This window comes from Pseudomonas putida, from assembly GCF_022627325.1.
Taxonomy (GTDB): Bacteria; Pseudomonadota; Gammaproteobacteria; order Pseudomonadales; family Pseudomonadaceae; genus Aquipseudomonas; species Aquipseudomonas putida_X.
Genome location: NZ_JAETZZ010000001.1, coordinates 754,440 through 775,406, shown reverse-complemented (window position 1 = coordinate 775,406; position 20,967 = coordinate 754,440). Strand labels below are relative to the sequence as shown.

Genomic DNA, 20,967 nt, shown 5'->3' with positions numbered 1-20,967 from the left:
AAGGGCTGCGCGGCAGCCCCCTATTGAGGCAACTGCACCTGCGGTTTGGTCGCGGCGAAAATCCCCCAACTGGAAATGAAGAGCGCCGCGATCAGCGGCCCGATCACGAACCCGTTGAGGCCGAATACGGCCAGCCCACCCAAGGTGGACACCAGAATCAGGTAGTCGGGCATCCGCGTATCCTTGCCCACCAGGATCGGCCGCAACAGGTTGTCCACCAGGCCAATCACCAGCACGCCGAAGGCGGTCAGGATCACCCCCTGCAAGATCGCCCCGGTCAACAGGAAATACGCCGCCACCGGTGCCCAGATGATCCCCGCGCCCACTGCCGGCAGCAGTGACAGAAACGCCATCAGCACCGCCCAGACCAGTGCGCTGGGTATATCCAGTACCCAGAAGATGAAACCGCCCAGGGCGCCTTGGGTGATCGCCACCAGCACATTGCCCTTGACCGTGGCGCGCACCACACGGTTGAACTTCAACTGCAGGCGGCGCTTCTGGTGCTCTGGCAGCGGTACGGCCAGACGTACCCGCCGCGCCACCTCTGCGCCCTCACGCAGAAAGAAGAACAGCAGGTAGAGCATGATGCCGAAGCTGATCAGAAACTCGAAAGTACCCTGGCCAAAACTGAAGGCCTGAGTGGCCAGTATCTCGCTGCCCTGGGTGGCCCATTTGGTGATTTTGTCGCGCAACCCTTCCAGGTTGCCCATGCCCATGCTGTCCAGGCTGTGCTGCAAGAAAGGCGGCAGCATGTTCATGCCGCGCTCGACATAGCCAGCGATATCCAGTTCCCCGCTCTCGATACGCTGGTAAAGGGTAGCGCCCTCCTGCACCAGCAAGGCACTGGTGATGATCACTGGCAAGATGGCTACCAACAGGCAAATCAGCAAGGTGGTCACCGCCGTCAGGTTACGTCGCCTGCCGAAGCGGATCAGCAGGTTCCGCTGCAGTGGCGCGAACAGGATGCCGAGGATCACCGCCCAGAAGATGGCGCCATAGTACGGCAGCAGGATCCAGCCGAAGGCAATGGTCACCAGCGCCAGCAATACTGCCAGGGCCTTGTTCTGCAAAGCGGTTTGGTTCATGGCGGTTCCTCGTGAGTGCTGGACATTAGTGCACACTACCCGGGCAAAAGTGCCACCCCAGCGTTGATTCAAATCAATTCATCCGCCGCATGCGGGCCTTAACATCCGTGCCTTTTGTCCCGGTGCACATATGAACGCTCCTGCCAAGCCTGAATTGCTGGCCCCTGCCGGCACCCTCAAGACCATGCGCTATGCATTCGCCTATGGCGCCGACGCGGTCTACGCCGGCCAGCCACGCTACAGCCTGCGGGTGCGCAACAACGAATTCGACCATGCCAACCTGGCGCTGGGCATCCAGGAGGCCCATGCACGGGGCAAGCGCTTTTACGTGGTGGTCAACATCGCGCCGCACAACGCCAAGCTCAAGACCTTTCTCAAGGACCTGGCGCCCGTGATCGACATGGCGCCCGATGCACTGATCATGTCCGATCCCGGCCTGATCATGTTGGTGCGCCAGCACTTCCCGCAGATGGCTGTACACCTCTCAGTACAGGCCAATACGGTCAACTGGGCCAGCGTGCAGTTCTGGCAACGCCTGGGCTTGAGCCGGGTGATCCTGTCGCGGGAACTGTCACTCGAAGAAATCGGCGAAATCCGCCAGCACGTGCCTGACATGGAACTGGAAGTGTTTGTCCACGGCGCCCTGTGCATGGCCTACTCTGGCCGCTGCCTGCTGTCGGGCTACCTCAACAAGCGCGATGCCAACCAGGGCACATGCACCAACGCCTGCCGCTGGAAGTACAACGCCACCCCAGCTACTGAAAACGCGGCCGGCGACATCGTGCGCGAGGTCGAGCCGACATTGGGCCTGGGCGCACCGACCGATCAGGTGTTCCTGCTGCACGAAAGCAACCGCCCCGGTACCGAGATGCCCGCCTTCGAAGATGAACATGGCACGTACATCATGAATGCCAAGGACCTGCGCGCCATCCAGCACGTCGAGCGGCTGGCGGCCATGGGCGTGCACTCCCTGAAGATCGAAGGCCGCACCAAGTCGCACTTCTACTGCGCCCGTACCGTGCAGTCGTACCGCCAGGCCATAGACGATGCCGCCGCCGGGCGCCCGTTCGACAGGGCCCTGATGGATAACCTCGAATCGCTGGCCCAACGGGGCTACACCGAAGGTTTCCTGCGTCGCCATGTGCATGACGAATACCAGAACTACCAGCGGGGCAATTCGCTGTCCGAGCGCCAGCAGTTCGTCGGCGAACTGACCGGTGCCCGGGTGGACGGCCGTGCCGAAGTCAAGGTGAAGAACCGCTTCGCAGTAGGCGATCACCTGGAGCTGATGACCCCGCGCGGCAATTATCATTTCGACCTGCACAACCTGTACGGCCGCCAGCAGCAGGCCATCGACGTGGCGCCCGGGGACGGCCATGTGGTCTACCTGCCGATCCCGGAGCAGGTAGCGCTGGAATACGGCTTGCTGATGCGCGACCTGTGCCAGGACGAACTGGCTGACAAAAATGTAATGTCCGGTTCAGCCAGCTGACAGCTGCGGGTGAGGATCATGCCAGCGTATATCGCGCCTGAAAGCCGCCTGCGCTATCCTGCAGCTCATTTGCATGGCGGGCCGGCGCCTGCCTGACCACAGGAGTCGTTTGACCATGCTGCATAAACACCTGATCGCGCTCGGCCTGCTGGCCATCACCGGGCTGGCCCAGGCTGGCGAAACCATCGACGTCTACCGCGACCCCCACTGCGGTTGCTGCAAGGCTTGGATCAGCCACCTCCGTGACAACGGCTTTACCGTCAACGACCATGTCGAGCCGAACATGAGTGCCGTGAAGCAGCGGCTGGGCGTGGCGCCGCGGCTGGCTTCGTGCCACACCGGGGTGATCGACGGCAAGTTCGTCGAAGGCCATGTCCCGGCCGAGCAGGTGCGCCTGCTGGCCAAGCGCAACGACCTCATAGGTCTGGCCGTGCCCGGCATGCCGGTGGGCTCGCCAGGCATGGAAATGGGGGATCGCAAGGACGCCTATCAGGTCATCGGGGTAACCCGCGATGGCCAGGACAGCGTTGTCGCCAACTACTGATGCTGAGCCTCTGGGCGCTGTTTCTCAGCGCTTTTGGCGCCGCCACCCTGCTGCCGCTGCAGTCGGAGGCGGTGCTGGTGGGCCTGCTGCTGCGCCAACCCGACGCCTGGCTGACCCTGTTGCTGGTCGCCACCCTGGGCAACGTGCTGGGCTCGGTGGTCAACTGGCTGCTGGGGCGGGCCATCGAACAGCTGCGCGACAAGCGCTGGTTCCCGTTCAGCGCCCGCCAGCTGGAACGTGCCCAGCAGCGCTATCAGCGCTGGGGGCAATGGTCATTGCTGCTGAGCTGGATGCCGGTGATCGGCGACCCGTTGACGCTGATTGCCGGGATCATGCGTGAGCCGTTCTGGCGTTTCCTACTCCTGGTAACCCTGGCCAAGGGCGGGCGTTACCTGGTCTTAGCGGTGATTACCCTGGGTTGGTTTCATGCCTGGTAACACCTTTAACGTTTAAGGTGCCTTTACGGCTGTTACAGTCGCCAATTCCTACATGGTCCTACACGGAGTGCCCCCATGCTACGCGCAACCGCCCTGGCCCTGGCCTGCCTCATCGGCGCCCCTGCCATCGCCGCCGAATCCCCCACCTACGGCAAGCAGCTCGAAGGCTTCAGCTACCCCCACCCCCTCAAGCATTTCGACTTCCAGTCCCAGGGGCAGAGCCTGCAGATGGGCTACATGGACGTGCCTGCCAAAGGCCAGGCCAACGGCCGCAGCGTGGTGCTGATGCATGGCAAGAATTTCTGCGCCGCCACCTGGGAAACCACCATCGATGCGTTGAGCCAGGCGGGTTACCGGGTCATCGCGCCCGACCAGGTCGGCTTCTGCACTTCAAGCAAGCCAGGCTATTACCAATACAGCTTCCAGCAACTGGCCAGCAACACCCATGCCCTGCTGGAGCAACTGGGCGTCAAGCAAGCGATCATCCTCGGCCATTCCACCGGCGGCATGCTCGCCACCCGTTACGCGTTGATGTACCCGCAACAGGTCGAGCGCCTGGCCATGGTCAACCCGATCGGCCTGGAAGACTGGAAAGCCCTCGGCGTGCCCTACCGCACGGTGGACCAGTGGTATGCCCGCGAGCTCAAGCTCGATGCCGACGACGTGCGTGAATACGAGCGCAAGACCTATTACGCCGGGCGCTGGAAACCTGAGTACGAGCGTTGGGTGCAGATGCTGGCGGGGCTGAACAAGGGCCCTGGGCATGAAGCCGTGGCGTGGAACTCGGCGCTGATCTACGACATGATCTTCACCCAACCGGTGTACCACGAGTTCAAAGACTTGAAGATGCCGACCCTGCTGCTGATCGGCGACCAGGACACCACGGCCATTGGCAGCGACATCGCACCGCCCGAGGTCAAGGCGCGGCTGGGCAAGTACAAAGAGCTGGGGCCGCACGTGGCCAAGCTGATTCCCCAAGGCGAGCTGGTGACCTTCGAGGGCATGGGGCACGCACCGCAGATCGAGGAGCCACGGCGCTTCAACACCACCCTGATCGACTGGCTTGGGCGCTGAAGCGTTAGCAGGGGCGCTGAGCGCCCCTTTGGGCCGGCGAGCGGTGCCGGTCAACCCCTGCCGCTTTTCAGCCGGCTGAACGCTCGCGTCAGTTCACGGTTGAACGCCTTGCCGTTGTCGTTCTTGCCATACAACCGTGCCCTCACCTGCGCCGGCGGATAAGTGCCAGGCGCGTTGCGGATCTGCGGGTCCACCAACCCGTCCGCCGCCGTGATCGCGTTGGCGTAATGGATGGTATCGGTAATCGGCGCAATCACCTCTGGCCGCATCAGGTAGTCCAGCAGCTTCCAGGCGGCCTGGGGATGCGGGGCATCCTTGGGCACCACCAATGCATCCAGCCAGATCAGCGTGCCCTCCTGCGGGATGCTGTACGCCAGGTTGAACGCCTTGCCGGCCTGCTGCGCCTGGGCCTGGGCGATCGCCACGTTGCCGTTCCACGACATCGCCACGCAGGTTTCGCCGTTGGCCAGGTCATTGATATTGCGGTCGTTGTCGAAGTAGCGGATATACGGCCGAATCTTTCGCAGTTGCAGTTCTGCAGCTTTCAGGTCCTCCAGGCGCTGCTGATTGATGTCCAGGCCCATGTAGCGCATCACCGCGGCGAACACCTCGTTGGGGTCGTTGAGCAGGCTGACCCCACAGTCGGCGAATTTGGCCACCACGTGCGGGTCGAACAGCATCGCCCAGCTGCCTACCGGCGCCTCGGCCATGCGCGCCGTCACAGCCTGCTGCTGGTAACCGACGCCGGTGGTACCCCAGGCGTAGGTCCCGGCATACCGGTTGCCAGGGTCGTACATCGCCATGTGCTGGCGAAACTCCTCACCGATACCTGCCAGGTGCGGTAGCTGCGCCTTGTCCAAAGGCTGCAGCGCACCGCTGGCTATCGCCCGGCTCAGGTGCTGGCCGGCACTGAGCACCACGTCGTAGCCACTGCCGCCGGTGAGCAACTTGGTCTCTGCGGTTTCCAGCGAGTCGAAGTGGTCGGCAACCACACGGATGCCGGTTTCTTTCTCGAAGTTGGTCAGCGTGTCCGGGGCAAGGTATTCGCCCCAGATATACAGGTTGACGGTTGGCTGCTCTGCGTCGGCCGCCTGGGCCGCCGACACCGCGCAGCCCAGCGCGAGCGCAGCCGCCAGTAGGGTCGGTTTCATCAGCGACGGCCTCCGGCATATTGCGGCATGGTGATGCAGGCGACATTGCCGCCACCTAGCAGGATTTCCCGCGAGTTCTCAATGCCAATAATGCGGTGGCCAGGGAACAGCTCGGCCAGGGTGGCTTGGGCAACACTGTCATTACGGTCACCGAACAGCGGCACGACGATGGCCGTGTTGCCGGCGTAGTAGTTGATGTACGACGCACAAATCCGCGTGCCGGCCTCCCGCACGTGAGTGCCTTCGACCTGGTCCAGGCCGGCAGCTTCCTCGGCCGTCCACTGCAGCACCTCGGGCTGGGGCAGTTTGTGAACCTTCAACTCCCGCCCGCGGGCATCGCGGGTACTGCGCAGTACGTCGTACGCCTCCTGGTAGATCTCCCACTGCGGGTCGTTCCGGTTGTCGGTCCACTGCAGCACCACTTCACCCGGCCGCACGAAACACGCCAGGTCGTCGACATGGCCATCGGTTTCGTCGAACTTGCAACCGCGTGGCAACCAGATCACCTGGTCGGCGCCCAGGTAGTCCTCAAGCCGGCGCGTGACCTCCTCCTTGCCCAGGTGGGCATTGCGGTTACGGTTGAGCAGGCACTGCTCAGTGGTCAGCAGGCTGCCCTGGCCGTCGCTCTGAATTCCGCCGAGTTCGGCAATCAACGGCGCGCGATAGCGGTCCAAACCTTCGATTTCGAGCATTTTCTGGGCGATCTGGTCGTCCTTGTCCCACGGGTAATAAAGGCCGCCGTCCAGCCCACCGTACGCATTGAATTCAAAGTCCACGCCACGCACTTGGCCGCTGTTGTCGTTGACCACGAAGCACGCGCCGCTGTCTCGGAACCAGGTGTCGTTGCAGGTCATCTCCACCACCCGCACCTGCGCCGGCAGCAGGCGCCGCGCATTGGCGTACTGGGCAGCGGACGCGCAAACCGTGACCGGTTCACTGGACGCAATGGCGCTGACGATTTCGACCCAGACCTTCTGTGCCGGCTTGGCGCCATTGCGCCACACATCTGGCCGCTCGGGCCAACCGAGCCAGCAGCCTGCCTTGGGCTCGAATTCGCCAGGCAAGCGGAAACCATCGGCCTTGGGCGTGGTGGTGAGCGAACGTGCCATGGGTCAACCTCGTGTCGGTGAGTGATGACTGCACGCTACGCTGGCTGGCCTGACGCTTCCAACGATGAAAACTCAGCGATAGCTGAATTCAATTCAGCTATCACCCAGCTGTTCGATGAACCATTCGATGAAGTGCGCCACCGCAGCCCGTTCCAGGCGCAAGCGCTCGCACACCAGTGCGTATTGCCCCTGCGCGGTGACGCTGGCACTGAAAGGCCGCACCAACCTGCCGCTCTGCAGGTCGGCCTGGCAGGTCAGGTTGTCCCCCATGGCCACGCCCTGCCCCAGCAGCGCCGCCTCCAGTGCCAGCGCCGCATGCGGGAAGTAGAGCTGGCGCGTGGGCAGGGCATCGTCGGCATGGGTAGCCAGCCAGGTGGTCCAGGTCCGGCCGTCCTGGTCGTCGTGCAACAGGCAATGGCGCACCAAATCGCGTGGGCGTTTAAGGCCGCCCTGGTTGAACAGGCCCGGGCTGCACACCGGGAAGAACTGCAGCAGCGGCAAGGGCCTGACGAAGTGGGTACTGGCGTCGAGTGTGCTGGTGCCATAGGTGATGGCCAGGTCGACATCCAAGGCCGGGGCCCCTGCGGCGATCGGCTGCTCGAGCAGGTGCAGGGTGATGTGCGGGTAACGGCCGCTGAAGTCGGCGAGCCGCGCCACCAACCATTTCTGTGCAAGCTCGGCAGTCACCGCCACCCGTAGCACCGCCTGCGATGCCGGGTCGCGCAGCTCGTCACAGGCCTTGCCGATCAGCTCGAAGGCCTGCTGCAGGTGATGCAACAGCCGCTCGGCCTCAGCGCTGGGCCGCACCTGGCGGCCAACGCGTTCGAACAAAGTGACCCCAAGCTGTTCCTCGAGCTGACGGATCTGGTGGCTCACCGCACTGTCAGTCACACACAGTTCGGCGGCGGCGCGGCCGAAGTGGCCGTGGCGGGCAGCGCACTCGAAGGTACGCAGGGCAGTCAGGGAAGGCAGGCGGCGCATAGGTAGTCCTGGCAGGTGCGTGGGGCCTCTATAGGGCCACCCGATCATAGCGCCAACGTGACTCGGCTGGCGCGATGAAAATCAGCTGCTAAATTTTCATGAAAATAATCATAAAAAATTTCACGAGGCCAAGGCATGTTCAAGCAATCCGCCCAGCACGTCGCCAGTTACTACGCACGCACCTACCCCGCCAGCATCCCCTTGCGCCCTACCTTGCAAGGCCGGCACGACACCGATGTGATCCTCATCGGTGCCGGCTTCAGCGGCCTGCACACGGCCCTGCGCCTGGCTTTGGCCGGCAAGCGTGTGACGCTGCTGGAAGCCAGCAGGGTGGCCTGGGCCGCCTCCGGGCGCAACGGTGGCCAGGCGCTGCTGGGCTGGTCATGCGACATGCCGCCCCTGGAGAAAGCCTTGGGTGTGGAACGCAGCCAACGCCTGTGGGCCAGCATGTGCTGGGCTGCCGACGAACTGCGTGAACTGCCGCAGCGTCACGGCTTCGATATCGATTACCGGGCCGGCAGCCTCTGGACATCGGTGCTGCCACGCCGGGTGAAACGGCTGGAACAGGCCCTGCTCGATGCCGAACAGAAATGGGGCTACGACGCCCTGCGCCTGATCGGTCGTGACGAGTTGCCCGAGTGGATCGATAGCCCGCGCTACCAGGCTGCGCTGTATGACGCCCGGGGCGCGCACCTCAACCCGCTGAAACTGGCCCAAGGCCTGGCCAGCGCGATCGAGGCTGCCGGCGGGCAGATTTTCGAGCAAAGCCAGGTGCTCGACTACCAGCGCAGCGCCAACGGCTTTATCGCCCGCACCGGCCACGGCCACGTGCACGGCGATGTGCTGGTGCTGGCCTGCAACGCCTACATCGACCGCCTTGACCGCAACCTGTCGCGCCGGCTTCTACCGGTCGGCTCCTATCAAGTGGCCACCGCGCCACTGGAGGCGGATTTCGCCCGGTCGCTGTTGCCACGCAACAGTTGCGTGATCGACAACCAGTTCGTACCCGACTACTTCCGGCTCACGCCTGACCACCGTTTGCTGTTCGGCGGCGGCTGCACCTACCTGGGCGGTATTCCCAAGGACGTGGCCAGCGCCACCCGCCCCTACCTTGAGCGTGTGTTCCCACAACTGGCGGGCGTTGCCATCGACTATGCCTGGGGCGGGCATATCGACTGCAGCATCCAGCGCACCCCGGACATTGGCCGTGACGGCCAGCGCTACTGGCTGCAGGGCTTTTCCGGCCACGGCGTGCTGCCGACCCTGGCCGCGGCGCGCGCGGTCAGCGACGCGATCCTGGGCGACGACGAGCTGCTGGCGTTGTACCAAGGCATCGCCAATGGCCGCTTCCCGGGCGGCGACCTGTTGGCTGCCCCACTGGAGGCTGCAGCCAAGGCCTGGTACCGGATGCGCGATCATGTCTGAAGACGCCCAGGGCCTGGCCCTGCTGATTCGTGGCCTGCGCAAGCACCGCGGGCTGACCCTTGGCGAGCTGGCGATCAAGGTCAAGCGCTCGCTGGGCTTTCTGTCCCAGGTCGAGCGCGGCCTGTCGCAGCCGACCGTGGCCGACCTCACGGCGATCAGCGAAGCGCTGCACGTACCCACCACCTATTTCTACCAGGCCAGCCAGCCGCGCGAACTCGACTGGGTCACCCGCCCCGGTGAACGGCGCACGATCTACTACGCCGAGGGCATCAGCGACGTGCTGGTCTCGCCAACCCTCAACGGCCGCTTTGCCATGCTCGAAAGCCACCTGGCGCCCGGTGCCAGCAGTGGTGAGGGGCACCTGGACGACAGCGCCGAGCAAGGCGGGTTCGTTCTCGAAGGCGCGCTGACCCTGTGGCTGGATGGCCACCCGGACGCCGTCACACTCGGTCCCAACGACAGCTTTCAGCTCCCCCCGCACAGCCACTTCCGCTACGCCAACCTGACCGACCAGACGACCCGCGTCCTCTGGGTATTCCGATGAGAGCACAGCATGACAACGACAACGACAGGCTTTGCCGATCTGCTCAGTGAAGTACGTGCCTTCCGCACCCGTTACCCCGAGGTGCGCCATGTCGACCTGCTGAGCCTGGACATCCCCGGGCATTTCTACGGCAAGCGCTACCCCATCGACATGCTCGAAAAGGTTGCCGCTGGCAGCCCGCTGAAACTGCCGCAGAACTGCGTGCTGTTGGGCGTGCAAGGCGGGCTGTTCCCCATTGGCGACTATTGCTTCAGCGACGGCGACCCGGACGCCCCGCGGCGCCTGGTGCCCGGCACACTCAAACCGGTGAGCTGGGAGCGCGAACCGCTGGGCCAGATGCTGATCAGCTCCGACGGCACCGCCGCGCCAATCGAGTTCGAGCCCAGGGAGGTGCTCGCCCGGGTGCTGCAGCGCCTGGAGCGGCGCGGCATTCGCCCGGTGGTGGCATTCGAGCTGGAGTTCTACCTATTCGACCGGGCACTCAAGCAGGGGCTACCGCAGTTCCCGCGGGACCCGTTCAGCGATGACGCGGACGACCAGCCCAACATGCACATCGAACGGCTGTCGCGGTTCAGCGACGTGCTGCGCGACATGGTCGCAACCGCCAACGCGCAAGGGATCGACGCCAACGTCATCACCGCTGAACTCGGCCCCGGCCAGTTCGAAATCAACTTCGGCCATTGCGATGACGGCCTGCGTGCCGCCGACTGGGCCGCCCTGTTCTGCCGCAGTACCCGCGGCGTGGCGCTCAAGCACGGGCTGCGTGCCTCGTTCATGAGCAAGCCCTACCTGCAGGCGCCCGGCAGCGGCATGCACGTGCATGTCAGCCTGTACGACAAGGCCGGCAACAACCTGCTGGCGGCTGACCAGCAGCGCCCGCTGCGCCATGCAGTGGCCGGATGCCTGGCCTTGCTGCCGCACTGCATGCCGATATTCGCCGCCAACCACAATGCGTTTCGCCGTTATGGGGCCATGGTCAATGCCGCCAGCCGTGCCAGTTGGGGCTTTGAAGACCGTGACGCATGCATCCGCATCCCCGAGTCGGATGCATGCAATGTGCGTATCGAGCACCGCCTGGCGGGGGCGGATGCCAACCCGTACCTGGTGCTGGCGGCCATCTTGTGCGGCATGGAGCATGGGCTGAATGCCGCGCAGGAGCCGATTGCGCCGCTCAATGACGATCGCGCCAGCGGGGTCGACTTCCCCAAGGACATGCTCGGCGCCGTCGCAGCCATGCGTGAGCACCCGGCTGTGAATGAAGGGTTGGGGGAAGCGTTCGTGATGGTGTATTGCGAGAACAAGCGCCAGGACCACCTGGCGTTCATGCAGGAGGTGAGTGCCCGGGAGTACCGGTGGTTTCTTTGAGGCAGATACTGGCCACATCGTCGGCAAGCCGGCTCACGTAGGTGAGCCCGCTGAATGCGCGGTGCCTGGCACCGGCTGCGCCGGCGATGAGGCTGGTACTGACAAGACAGAAAACTCTCCTATTCTGAATAGCTCACTTGGCAACCCCCCTGCACTGAGGAGACTCGACCATGAGCTACGTGACCACGAAGGATGGCGTTCAGATCTTCTACAAGGACTGGGGCCCGCGCGATGCGCAGGTCATCCACTTCCACCACGGCTGGCCGCTCAGTGCGGACGACTGGGACGCGCAGCTGTTGTTCTTCCTTGGCCAAGGCTTCCGTGTCGTCGCCCACGACCGCCGCGGCCACGGCCGCTCCAGCCAGGTATGGGACGGCCATGACATGGACCACTACGCCGATGACGTGGCCGCCGTGGTCGAGCATCTGGGGATCCAGGGTGCGGTGCATGTCGGCCACTCCACCGGAGGCGGCGAAGTGGTACGGTACATGGCCCGCCACCCAGGCGACAAGGTGGCCAAAGCGGTGCTGATCGCCGCCGTGCCGCCGTTGATGGTGCAAACCCCGGACAACCCAGGAGGCTTGCCCAAATCAGTGTTCGACGGGTTCCAGGCACAGGTGGCAGGTAACCGAGCCCAGTTCTACCGCGATGTGCCGAGCGGACCGTTCTACGGCTACAACCGGCCAGGCGCCGAGCCTGCCGAAGGGGTCATTGCCAATTGGTGGCGCCAAGGCATGATCGGCAGCGCCAAAGCGCACTACGACGGGATCGTAGCGTTTTCCCAGACTGACTTCACCGAAGACCTGAAGAAGATCCAGCAGCCAGTGCTGGTGATGCATGGTGACGATGACCAGATCGTTCCCTATGAAAACTCCGGCCCACTGTCGGCCAAGCTGCTGCCCAATGGCACGTTGAAAACCTACAAGGGCTTCCCGCATGGCATGCCGACGACCCACGCCGATGTGATCAATGCGGATTTGCTGGCCTTCATCCGAAGCTGACGCCATCGTCCGCGCTGGCCTCATCGCTGGCAAGGCGGCTTTCACAGGACCATCGCCGGCCTTGGCCACTGTGCAGAACCTGTGAGGGCGGGCTTGCCAAGTGAATGAGGCCGGCACTGGCAACCCACCCCGCCCGGGATTACCATGTTGCCCTTCTAGCGCGGCATTTTGCTGCCCCCTGCCTGCCAGACACCCATGCCCTTCGAACTCACCGTAGAACCGCTCACCTTACTGATCCTCGCCCTGGTCGCCTTCGTCGCCGGTTTCATCGACGCCATCGCCGGCGGAGGTGGCCTGCTCACCACCCCGGCACTGCTCACCGCTGGCATGCCGCCGCACCTGGTGCTGGGCACCAACAAGCTGAGCTCGACGTTCGGCTCGGCTACCGCGGGTTTCACCTACTACAAACGCAAGCTCTTCCACCCGGCGCAATGGCGCCCGGCCTTGCTCGCCACCCTGGTCGGCGCGCTGATCGGCGCGGTCATTGCCCATTACATGCCGGCCGAATGGCTGAACAAGATGCTGCCGGTAGTCGTCTTCGCCTGCGGCATCTACCTGCTGTTCGGGGGTACCCCCAAAGCGCCGCTGGATGCCGATGCGCCGATCAAGAAGAAGTGGCAGTTCCCGCAGGGCTTCACCCTGGGCTTCTACGATGGCGTGGCCGGACCCGGCACCGGTGCTTTCTGGACGGTGAGCACCCTGCTGCTCTACCCCATCGACCTGGTCCGTGCCAGCGGCGTGGCACGCAGCATGAACTTCGTCAGCAACATCGCGGCGTTGACGGTGTTCGTCATTTCCGGGCAGGTGGATTACATCGTCGGCCTGTGCATGGGCCTGTCGGTGATGGTCGGCGCGTTTTTCGGCGCACGCACGGCGATCAGCGGCGGCAGCAAGTTCATCCGCCCGGTATTCATCACCGTGGTCCTGGCGCTGACCGCACGCCTGGCCTGGCAGCACTGGTTCGGCCAGGCCTGACGCAGGGCCTGGGTCGGCGCCTTGCTGGCCCCATTCGGGCGCAGCGACAGCGCTTGCATAGCGGGCCAGCCCCTGCAGCAACTGCGCGAACCGGTGAGCCATCATGCCCCCCTCCGAGGGCCGCAACCAGGTGCTGCTGATTTCCAGCTGAAGGGTGGGCACACCCCGGGTGCAAGCAAATCGGGTAATGGTCTGATGCGCCTGGGCGCTGAAGTAGTTATCCGAAAAGTTGCCGATGCCTTCCTGCTGAAGGCTGTCGAGCAGGGCCGGCAACAATGAAGCATCACCCAGCAGAGACCTGCCATTGAGCGTGCCAATGTCGATATCGTAGGGCCTGAAGTCATGACTGCCATGAATATCCAGGACCACCATCGGCCTCTGGCGGTCAATCAGTTCAGCCAGCGTTTCCTTGAATGCATTGTCATCGTAATAGTTCGGGTCGGACGGTGAGCGGTACTGGGTGTAAAGCACCGTTGCCGAAGCGAGCCTGTTGAGCATGTGTGCCAGGGCAGCCGTCCCACCACCGTCGGAAATGCGAAACCGGCCTTCACGAAAGGACTCGGAGGCATGGGCGGCAGTCACGATGACATGCCCGCTGCCTTGGAGCGTGACGATGGGCGACTCACCCTGAGGCGCCTCGACACTTGCCTGTGCGCTGATGCGCTTTTCGATATCGATAGCCTCATGGACCATCGCTGTATCTACCAGGGCGCGCCCGATCGAACTATTACGCAACGTCTCCTGTTCATGCTCGCGGACGGTGGGTTTCATAAGGCTTCCTGCGCCAACAGTGGCATCGATCCGTCAAATACCACTGAATGCTAAGCGGGCGCAGTGAGGTCTGAAACTGACAAAAATACCAGGTCAAGCATGCCCCCTGGCACTACCCCAAGCGCCCTCAACGAGGCAGGACAGGCTCAGGCAAGCCCAATCGCCGTGCCACATACAGATCGATCAGGTACCGGGCGATGGAACGCCCGGCCGGCAGTGGTGGCAGGTCGTGCACGTTGAACCACCTGGCGTCTTCGATCTCATCCGGCTGCATGACGATCTCGCCACCGGCATACTCGGCGTGGAAGCCCAGCATCATCGAGTGCGGAAACGGCCAGCACTGGCTGCCGACGTACTGGATATTGGTGACCTCGACCGCCACCTCTTCACGCACTTCCCGCACCAGGCAATCCTCGGCCGCTTCGCCCGGTTCGGCAAAGCCTGCGAGGGTGCTGTAGACGCCGGTGACGAAGCGCGGCGACCGGGCCAGCAGGATCTCGTCGCCACGGGTCACCAGCACGATCATACTCGGCGAGATGCGTGGGTAGCTGCGCAGGTCGCAAGGCTGGCAGTACATCGCCCGCTCCCAGCGGATCTGCGTCATCGGTTGGCCGCAACTGCCGCAGAACCGGTGTTCGCGCGCCCAGGTGCCGATCTGCGCGGCGTAGCCAAGCACCTTGTAAAGATCGAAATCGCCTTCGAGCATGAACGCCCGCAGGCCGCGCCAGCCGCAACCGGGCACCTCGGCAGCGCTGCGCAGTTCCAGCAGGAATACCGGCTCGCCGTCGAAATGGCCGATACCGTGCTCGGCCAGCACATCCAGGTCCTGCCGCTTGAGCCAGTCGCGGGGGAACAGCGCGCCATTGGCGTCCACCAGAAACCCTTCCGGGCTGCGGGCGACAGCCCAGCCACCGGTGATCTGCGGGTCGAGTACTGCGCTAGTCCAGCGTGCTGACATGTCGGGGTTCCTTTACTGCGTCCCCCGGCCCGGTCAGTCGGCGAACGTCGGTTTCTGTTTGCTCATATGGGCCGCCACAGCCACGCGCAAGTCTTCGGACTGCAGCATGGCAGCGTTCCAGGTGGCGATGTACTCCAGGCCATCGTCGATGCGATGGTCACGCATGTAGCTGAGCATCTCCTTGGTGCCCGCCACAGCGATCGGTGATTTTGCGGCAATCTCGCGGGCAATGGCAAAGACCCCGTCGAGCAACGCAGCCTGATCATCATAGACCCGGTTGACCAGGCCGATGCGCAGCGCCTCGTCGGCCGCAACATTGCGCCCGGTGAAGGCCAGTTCACGCATGATGCCGTCGCCGATGATGCGTGGCAAACGTTGCAGGGTGCCGACATCTGCGGCCATGCCCATGTCGATCTCCTTGATCGAAAACTGCGCCTCCGCGCTGCAATAGCGCATGTCGCAGGCCGACACCAGGTCGATGGCACCGCCAATGCAATAGCCCTGGATGGCCGCCAGCACCGGCTTGCGGCAGTTGTCCACGGCATTGAAGGAGGCCTGCAGGCGCAGGATGGTACGGCGCAGCAGGCGCGCATTACGGCCAACGTCCTTGCCCATCTGGCCGGCCAGCGAGGCCAGCATCATCAAGTCGATACCCGAAGAAAAATGCTTGCCCGCGCCGCTGATGACCACGGCGCGCACTGCATCGGTGTCGTCGATCCACTGGAAGATATCGACGATCTCTTCCCAGAAGGCAGCATTCATGGCGTTGATCTTTTCAGGGCGATTGATCTGCACATGGGCGATGTTGTCGGTCAGTTCGACCTTGAATGCGCTGTACTCGGTCACGGGCTGCACTCCTGCGGGGGAAAGGTTAACTGCACGGATGGTAACCCAGCCCGGTTGCCGTACTTGTGCCAAAACCGGGACTTGCCGAGGGGTTGCCAGGGCCATGCCGTCATAGCTTTGCCCGGCATGAAAAAAGCGTACAACTTTTGCGCCTCACACACATCGAAACACAGGTAAGCTCTTCATCCCTTCCCAAGAGGTTTGCCATGGCGATGCGTACAGCCCTGATTGTTTCCTGCATGACACTGGCCCTGGCCGGCTGCGCCGGTTCGAGCGATGAGCATCGCGCCCCACCGACCACCCAACAGGTCGACCTGCAGCGCTACCAAGGCACCTGGTACGAGCAAGCGCGCTTGCCGATGTTCTTCCAACGCAACTGCGTGCAGTCCGAAGCCATCTATGGCTTGCGCGAAGACGGTCGTATCGATGTGACCAACCGCTGCAAGGAAAAGGACGGCCAGTGGAACGAGGCCAAAGGCATCGCCGAAGCCCAGCAGCCGGGCAAGACCGACAAGCTGTGGGTCACCTTCGACAACTGGTTCAGCCGCCTGGCGCCAGGTTTGACCAAGGGCGAATACTGGGTGCTGTACCACGACAAGGACTACCGCGTAGCACTGGTCGGGCACCCCAACCGCGAGTACCTGTGGCTGCTGTCGCGCACCCCGGTGATCAACGACCAGACCCGTGAGCAGATGCTGGCCATTGCCAAGAAACAGGGCTATGACACCCGCGAGCTGATCTGGCGGCAGGGCGATGATGCAGTAACCCCCTGATTCATCGATGCCCCGATTCAGTCGGGCTTTGGTGAGTGCCCACTCAGACTTGGAGTCAGTCATTGGACCTGCTGTTTCTGGGCACCTCGGCCGGGGTGCCCACAAAAGCGCGCAACGTCAGCGCCACTGCCGTGATCGAAGCCAGCGGCAGCCACTGGTACCTGGTCGATTGCGGCGAAGGTACACAGCATCAACTGCTGCACACGCCGTTGTCGGTCCGCGACCTGCGCGCCATCTTCATCACCCATGTGCACGGCGACCATTGCTTCGGCCTGCCAGGCCTGCTGGCCAGCGCGGGCATGAGCGGGCGCACGGCACCGCTGGACCTGGTGCTGCCGGCAGCCTTGCACGACTGGGTGCGCCTGAGCCTGGCCGCCAGCGATACCTTCCTGCCGTTCGAACTGCGTTTGCTCGCGGTCGAGCAACGGGATCAATGGCGCAGCGATACCCTGGCGGTCAGCAGCGTACAGCTGTCGCACCGGGTGCCCAGCGTGGCTTTCGTGTTCACCGAGTTGAACCCCGAACCGCGCCTTGACGTGCAGCGCCTGGATGCCGAAGGTATCCCCCGCGGCCCGCTGTGGGGCGAGCTTGCCAAGGGCCAGACGGTCGAGCACGCGGGGCGAGTGCTGGATGGCCGCGACTACCTGCGCGCCTCGCGCCCGGCACGGCGGGTGATCGTCTGCGGCGACAACGACACCCCCGACCTGTTGGCCGAAGCGGCGAAAGACGTAGACGTGCTGGTGCACGAAGCGACATTCACCCAACCGATCATCGAGCGCACAGGGGTCAGCTTCGGCCACAGCAGTGCGGCCGCCGTGGCGCGCTTTGCCGAAACGGCCGGCGTGCGCAACCTGGTGCTGACGCATTTCAGTGCCCGCTATCAGGCAGACCCGCGGCGCAGCCCGTGCATCGACCAGGTCAGGGAAGAGGCGCAGGCCCATTACAGCGGCAACCTGACCCTGGCCCAGGACCTGCAGCGTTACCACATCGGGCGCGATGGGTGCCTGGGTCGGGTCACGGACGTTTAGCCAATCACACCGGCACCACGCTTCACAAACCGACAATTCCAGCGAGTGAAAGCGTTATTTTTTCTTTAACGAAAATGGAATATTCGCTTTCGCCGACGCTGCGCCACACCAAGGTGGCCAGCAGCAGCCGAGAGGCGTTGGCCTGATGGCGGCGGAGTGACCCTCCAGCGGCCGCCTCGCCGGTTAGCCGGCGAGGCGGCCCGTCAAGGCATCACGCCGCCAGCCGCCCGCTGGCGATTGCCTCCGACGCCGCCAGCATGGCGCGCAGCAATACCGCGCAGCCCGCTGCCAGGTCTTGCGGGGTGGCGTTCTCGATTTCGTTATGGCTGATGCCGTTTTCACACGGCACGAAGATCATCCCCGCCGGCCCCAACTCGGCCAGGAAGATCGCGTCATGCCCCGCCCCACTGACGATGTCCATGTGCGGCAAGCCCAGTGTCCGCGCCGAATCACGCACGGCATCGACGCAACTGCGGTCGAAGTACAGGGCCGGAAAGTCGGCCGTGGGGGTCAATTCATGGCTCAGCCCATGCTTGGCACAGGTGGTCTCAATCACTGCGCGCACGTCAGCGATCATCGAGTCCAGCTGCTGGGCTTCGAGGTGACGAAAGTCCAGGGTCATGCGCACTTCGCCCGGGATCACGTTGCGAGAACCGGGGTACGCCTGCAGGCAACCAACCGTGCCACAGGCATGCGGCTGATGGCCCAGCGCGGCCCGGTTGACCGCTTCTACCACCGCCGCAGCGCCGACCAGTGCATCCTTGCGCAGGTGCATCGGCGTAGGGCCGGCATGGGCTTCAACGCCACGCAAGGTCAGGTCGAACCACTTCTGCCCCAGCGCGCCAAGCACCACACCGATGGTCTTGGCCTGGTCCTCAAGGATCGGCCCCTGCTCGATATGGGCTTCGAAATACGCGCCTACCGGGTGGCCAAGCACTGCACGCTGGCCGGCGTAGCCGATGGCGGTCAACGCCTCGCCCATGCTCACGCCCTGGGCATCACGCTTGGCCAAGGTTTCCTCCAGGGTGAATTTGCCGGCAAACACCCCCGAGCCCATCATGCAGGGCGCAAAACGCGAGCCTTCCTCGTTGGTCCAGACCACCACCTCCATCGGGGCTTCAGTCTCGATGCCCAGGTCATTGAGGGTGCGGATCACCTCAAGGCCCGCCATCACCCCAAAGCAGCCATCGAACTTGCCACCGGTGGGCTGAGTATCGATATGGCTGCCGGTCATCACCGGTGGCAGCTTGGGATTGCGCCCTGGCCGACGGGCAAAGATATTGCCGACGGCATCGACACTGACGCTGCAACCGGCAGCCTCGCACCACTCGACGAACAGGTCGCGGGCCTGGCGGTCGAGGTCGGTCAGCGCCAGGCGGCAGACACCGCCCTTGGGTGTGGCACCGAGGCGGGCGAGGTCCATCAGCGATTGCCACAGGCGCTCACTGTTCACATGGTGTTCAGTCGATTGCAGGGCTTGTTGGGCTGGGGTCATGGGTTAGGTCTCCTCAGGCGTTTTTGTTGTCTGCATTGATCACAGGCTGCACTGGCCCACGCACCGCCAAGCCGCCCAGGGCGTAGTACAGCACCCCGCCAAGCAGCGACCCGGTGAACCAGCCATAGTCGTAGAACCAACTGAAACTGCTGTTACCAATGGCCATCACGGTCAGAGCCACAGGCAATGCAAAGGCGGCGAAGCCTGCCCAGTTCCAGGCCGGGTAGATGTCATCACGGTACAGGCCGGCCAGATCCAGCTTCTGCCGACGGATCAGGAAGTAGTCCACCACCATGATCCCGGCAATCGGCCCCAGCAGGCTGGAGTACCCCAGCAGCCAGTTGGAATAGACGCTCTCCAGGCTGATGTCGGAAACGATCCAGCCAAGTTTTTTCAGCAACTCGTGGCTCATCAGTGCCAGGCCGATGAAGCCTGTCAGCCACACGGCGCGGCTGCGCCCGATCAGGCGCGGGGCAATGTTCTGGAAGTCGTTGGTCGGTGAGACGATGTTGGCCGCGGTGTTGGTCGACAGCGTCGCGATCACGATCAGCGCCATGGCCAGTGCCACCCAGCCCGGGCTCTGGATCTTGCCGATCAGGCTGACCGGGTCGGAGACCGTTTCACCTACCAGCGACGCCGAGGCGGCGGTCATCACCACGCCCAAGGAAGCGAACAGGAACATGGTCAACGGCAGGCCGAAGATCTGCCCGAGAATCTGGTCTTTCTGGCTCTTGGCGTAGCGGCTGAAATCCGGAATGTTCAGCGACAACGTGGCCCAGAAGCCGACCATCGCGGTAAGCCCGGCACAGAAATAACTCACCACGCTCGCCCCTTCCGGACGCTTGGGCGGCTGGGCCAGCAGCTCAGCCATCGACATGTGCGGCAATGCCCAGAACAGCAGGCCAAAGCCGACTGCCACCAACAAGGGCGCGGACAGGGTTTCGAGCCATTTGATCGATTCTGCACCGCGCAACACCACCCACAGGTTGAGGGCCCAGAACACCATGAAGCCGATCACTTCACCGGTGCCGCCCAACGCTTTCCAGTCATCGAAGATCGAGCCCAGGAACAGGTGAATGGCCAAGCCGCCGAACATCGTCTGGATGCCGAACCAGCCACAGGCAACCACCGCGCGTATCAGGCAGGGTACGTTGGAGCCGAAGATACCGAACGATGAACGCAGCAACACAGGAAAGGGAATGCCGTACTGGGTGCCGGGGAAGGCGTTGAGGGTGAGCGGGATCAGCACGATGAGGTTGGCCAGCAGGATCGCCAGCAACGCCTCGCCCACGCTGAGGCCAAAGTAGGCCGTAAGCACGCCGCCCAGGGTATAGGTGGGCACGCAGATGGACATGCCCACCCACAGTGCGGTGATGTGCCATTTGTTCCAGGTGCGTTGGTGCACCTTTGTGGGCGCGATGTCGTGGTTGTAGCGCGGGCTGTCGAGCACGTCACTGCCTGCGGACAGCTCGAACAGGCCATCCTGCTCGATCACTTGCGATCTGCTCTGTTGCATGGGGCCTTCTCCAGATTTTTCTAATTGTCTGCTCATCGGGCTAACGCGATGGCCGGAGGACATACACCACCAGTACTGCTCCTGCGGTCCGGCCTGGCGGTTGTGGCCGTACTCAAAATACGTGCCGGGCCGGCCTTCGCCTGCCCGGCCGGCCGCCGCCGAGCGCAGGTAATCAACTGATCTGCAAGGCATTGATCTACGTCAGGCGACGGCGCGGTCATGTCATCGCCTTTCACGTTCAGCGCCTGGGACCGGCCCTGGCCCCTGCAACAGGTTTCAAACTGGTGCAGCCTGGTTTTTCAGTGGCGCGCCCTGCGCCTCCCAGCCAGGTGTCAAGCAGCTGATTTTGCATGGAAAATCTTGACCAATTTGGCTTGTTGTCAAGTGCGTCAAAATG

The 20,967-nt window shown here is 63.6% G+C and carries 19 protein-coding genes; 11 read left to right on the top strand and 8 right to left on the bottom strand.

Annotated elements, in window-relative coordinates; all coding sequences use genetic code 11:
* Nucleotides 1-20: 20 nt before the first annotated feature.
* Nucleotides 21-1,085 (bottom strand): AI-2E family transporter, encoded by a 1,065-nt coding sequence (locus JNA92_RS03500; RefSeq protein WP_241803330.1) that lies wholly within the window; start codon nt 1,083-1,085, stop codon nt 21-23.
* Nucleotides 1,086-1,215: 130 nt separating this feature from the next.
* Between JNA92_RS03500 and yegQ the strand changes: the two genes are divergently transcribed.
* The 4 genes from yegQ to JNA92_RS03480 all read left to right on the top strand — a co-directional run bounded on the left by yegQ (nt 1,216) and on the right by JNA92_RS03480 (nt 4,632).
* Nucleotides 1,216-2,577: a tRNA 5-hydroxyuridine modification protein YegQ gene (gene yegQ, locus JNA92_RS03495; protein ID WP_241803329.1), complete on the top strand. Its 1,362-nt coding sequence runs from the start codon at nt 1,216-1,218 to the stop codon at nt 2,575-2,577.
* Between the two features lie 115 nt (nt 2,578-2,692).
* Complete coding sequence (locus JNA92_RS03490; protein WP_241803328.1) at nt 2,693-3,121, top strand: DUF411 domain-containing protein; 429 nt, start codon at nt 2,693-2,695, stop codon at nt 3,119-3,121.
* Entirely contained in the window at nt 3,121-3,558 is a 438-nt protein-coding gene (locus JNA92_RS03485; protein WP_241803327.1) for a YqaA family protein, read from the top strand. The genes JNA92_RS03490 and JNA92_RS03485 overlap by 1 nt, the downstream gene beginning before the upstream one ends.
* A 75-nt stretch (nt 3,559-3,633) precedes the next feature.
* A complete protein-coding gene (locus JNA92_RS03480; RefSeq protein ID WP_241803326.1) occupies nt 3,634-4,632 on the top strand; it encodes an alpha/beta fold hydrolase in 999 nt (332 codons plus the stop codon).
* 50 nt (nt 4,633-4,682) lie between these two features.
* Here JNA92_RS03480 and JNA92_RS03475 read toward each other — a convergent pair whose 3' ends face one another.
* The 3 genes from JNA92_RS03475 to JNA92_RS03465 form a co-directional block, all read right to left on the bottom strand.
* Nucleotides 4,683-5,783, bottom strand: a complete 1,101-nt coding sequence (locus JNA92_RS03475) for an extracellular solute-binding protein (RefSeq protein WP_241803325.1) — start codon at nt 5,781-5,783, stop codon at nt 4,683-4,685.
* Entirely contained in the window at nt 5,783-6,892 is a 1,110-nt protein-coding gene (aguA, locus tag JNA92_RS03470; RefSeq protein WP_241803324.1) for an agmatine deiminase, read from the bottom strand. Before aguA ends, JNA92_RS03475 begins: the two co-directional genes overlap by 1 nt.
* Nucleotides 6,893-6,985: 93 nt before the next feature.
* Nucleotides 6,986-7,873 (bottom strand): LysR substrate-binding domain-containing protein, encoded by an 888-nt coding sequence (locus JNA92_RS03465; RefSeq protein ID WP_241803323.1) that lies wholly within the window; start codon nt 7,871-7,873, stop codon nt 6,986-6,988.
* Between the two features lie 135 nt (nt 7,874-8,008).
* Between JNA92_RS03465 and JNA92_RS03460 the strand changes: the two genes are divergently transcribed.
* From JNA92_RS03460 to JNA92_RS03440, 5 genes are all read left to right on the top strand, one after another.
* Nucleotides 8,009-9,298 (top strand): NAD(P)/FAD-dependent oxidoreductase, encoded by a 1,290-nt coding sequence (locus JNA92_RS03460; RefSeq protein ID WP_241803322.1) that lies wholly within the window; start codon nt 8,009-8,011, stop codon nt 9,296-9,298.
* Nucleotides 9,291-9,842, top strand: coding sequence for a helix-turn-helix domain-containing protein (locus JNA92_RS03455; protein WP_241803321.1), 552 nt, complete (start codon nt 9,291-9,293; stop codon nt 9,840-9,842). The genes JNA92_RS03460 and JNA92_RS03455 overlap by 8 nt, the downstream gene beginning before the upstream one ends.
* 9 nt (nt 9,843-9,851) lie before the next feature.
* Nucleotides 9,852-11,207: a glutamine synthetase family protein gene (locus tag JNA92_RS03450; RefSeq protein ID WP_241803320.1), complete on the top strand. Its 1,356-nt coding sequence runs from the start codon at nt 9,852-9,854 to the stop codon at nt 11,205-11,207.
* A 170-nt stretch (nt 11,208-11,377) separates the two neighbouring features.
* The gene (locus JNA92_RS03445; protein ID WP_241803319.1) at nt 11,378-12,208 is read left to right on the top strand and encodes an alpha/beta fold hydrolase; all 831 of its coding nucleotides are present in this window, start codon (nt 11,378-11,380) and stop codon (nt 12,206-12,208) included.
* Nucleotides 12,209-12,403: 195 nt separating this feature from the next.
* Entirely contained in the window at nt 12,404-13,183 is a 780-nt protein-coding gene (locus JNA92_RS03440; RefSeq protein WP_241803318.1) for a TSUP family transporter, read from the top strand.
* An 898-nt stretch (nt 13,184-14,081) separates the two neighbouring features.
* On the opposite strand, the gene nudC is transcribed toward JNA92_RS03440, so the two are convergent.
* Together nudC and JNA92_RS03430 are read right to left on the bottom strand one after the other, a co-directional pair.
* Nucleotides 14,082-14,912, bottom strand: coding sequence for an NAD(+) diphosphatase (gene nudC, locus JNA92_RS03435; RefSeq protein ID WP_241803317.1), 831 nt, complete (start codon nt 14,910-14,912; stop codon nt 14,082-14,084).
* A gap of 33 nt (nt 14,913-14,945) precedes the next feature.
* On the bottom strand, nt 14,946-15,758 hold the full coding sequence (locus tag JNA92_RS03430; RefSeq protein ID WP_241803316.1) for a crotonase/enoyl-CoA hydratase family protein: 813 nt from the start codon (nt 15,756-15,758) through the stop codon (nt 14,946-14,948).
* 206 nt (nt 15,759-15,964) lie between these two features.
* On the opposite strand from JNA92_RS03430, the gene JNA92_RS03425 reads away from it, so the two are divergent.
* Both JNA92_RS03425 and JNA92_RS03420 read left to right on the top strand, forming a co-directional pair.
* On the top strand, nt 15,965-16,531 hold the full coding sequence (locus tag JNA92_RS03425; protein ID WP_241803315.1) for a lipocalin family protein: 567 nt from the start codon (nt 15,965-15,967) through the stop codon (nt 16,529-16,531).
* Between the two features lie 62 nt (nt 16,532-16,593).
* On the top strand, nt 16,594-17,559 hold the full coding sequence (locus JNA92_RS03420) for an MBL fold metallo-hydrolase (protein WP_241803314.1): 966 nt from the start codon (nt 16,594-16,596) through the stop codon (nt 17,557-17,559).
* A 211-nt stretch (nt 17,560-17,770) separates the two neighbouring features.
* On the opposite strand, the gene JNA92_RS03415 is transcribed toward JNA92_RS03420, so the two are convergent.
* On the bottom strand, nt 17,771-19,054 hold the full coding sequence (locus JNA92_RS03415; protein WP_241803313.1) for a Zn-dependent hydrolase: 1,284 nt from the start codon (nt 19,052-19,054) through the stop codon (nt 17,771-17,773).
* A 13-nt stretch (nt 19,055-19,067) separates the two neighbouring features.
* Complete coding sequence (locus JNA92_RS03410; RefSeq protein WP_241803312.1) at nt 19,068-20,570, bottom strand: NCS1 family nucleobase:cation symporter-1; 1,503 nt, start codon at nt 20,568-20,570, stop codon at nt 19,068-19,070.
* Between the last annotated feature and the right edge of the window lie 397 nt (nt 20,571-20,967).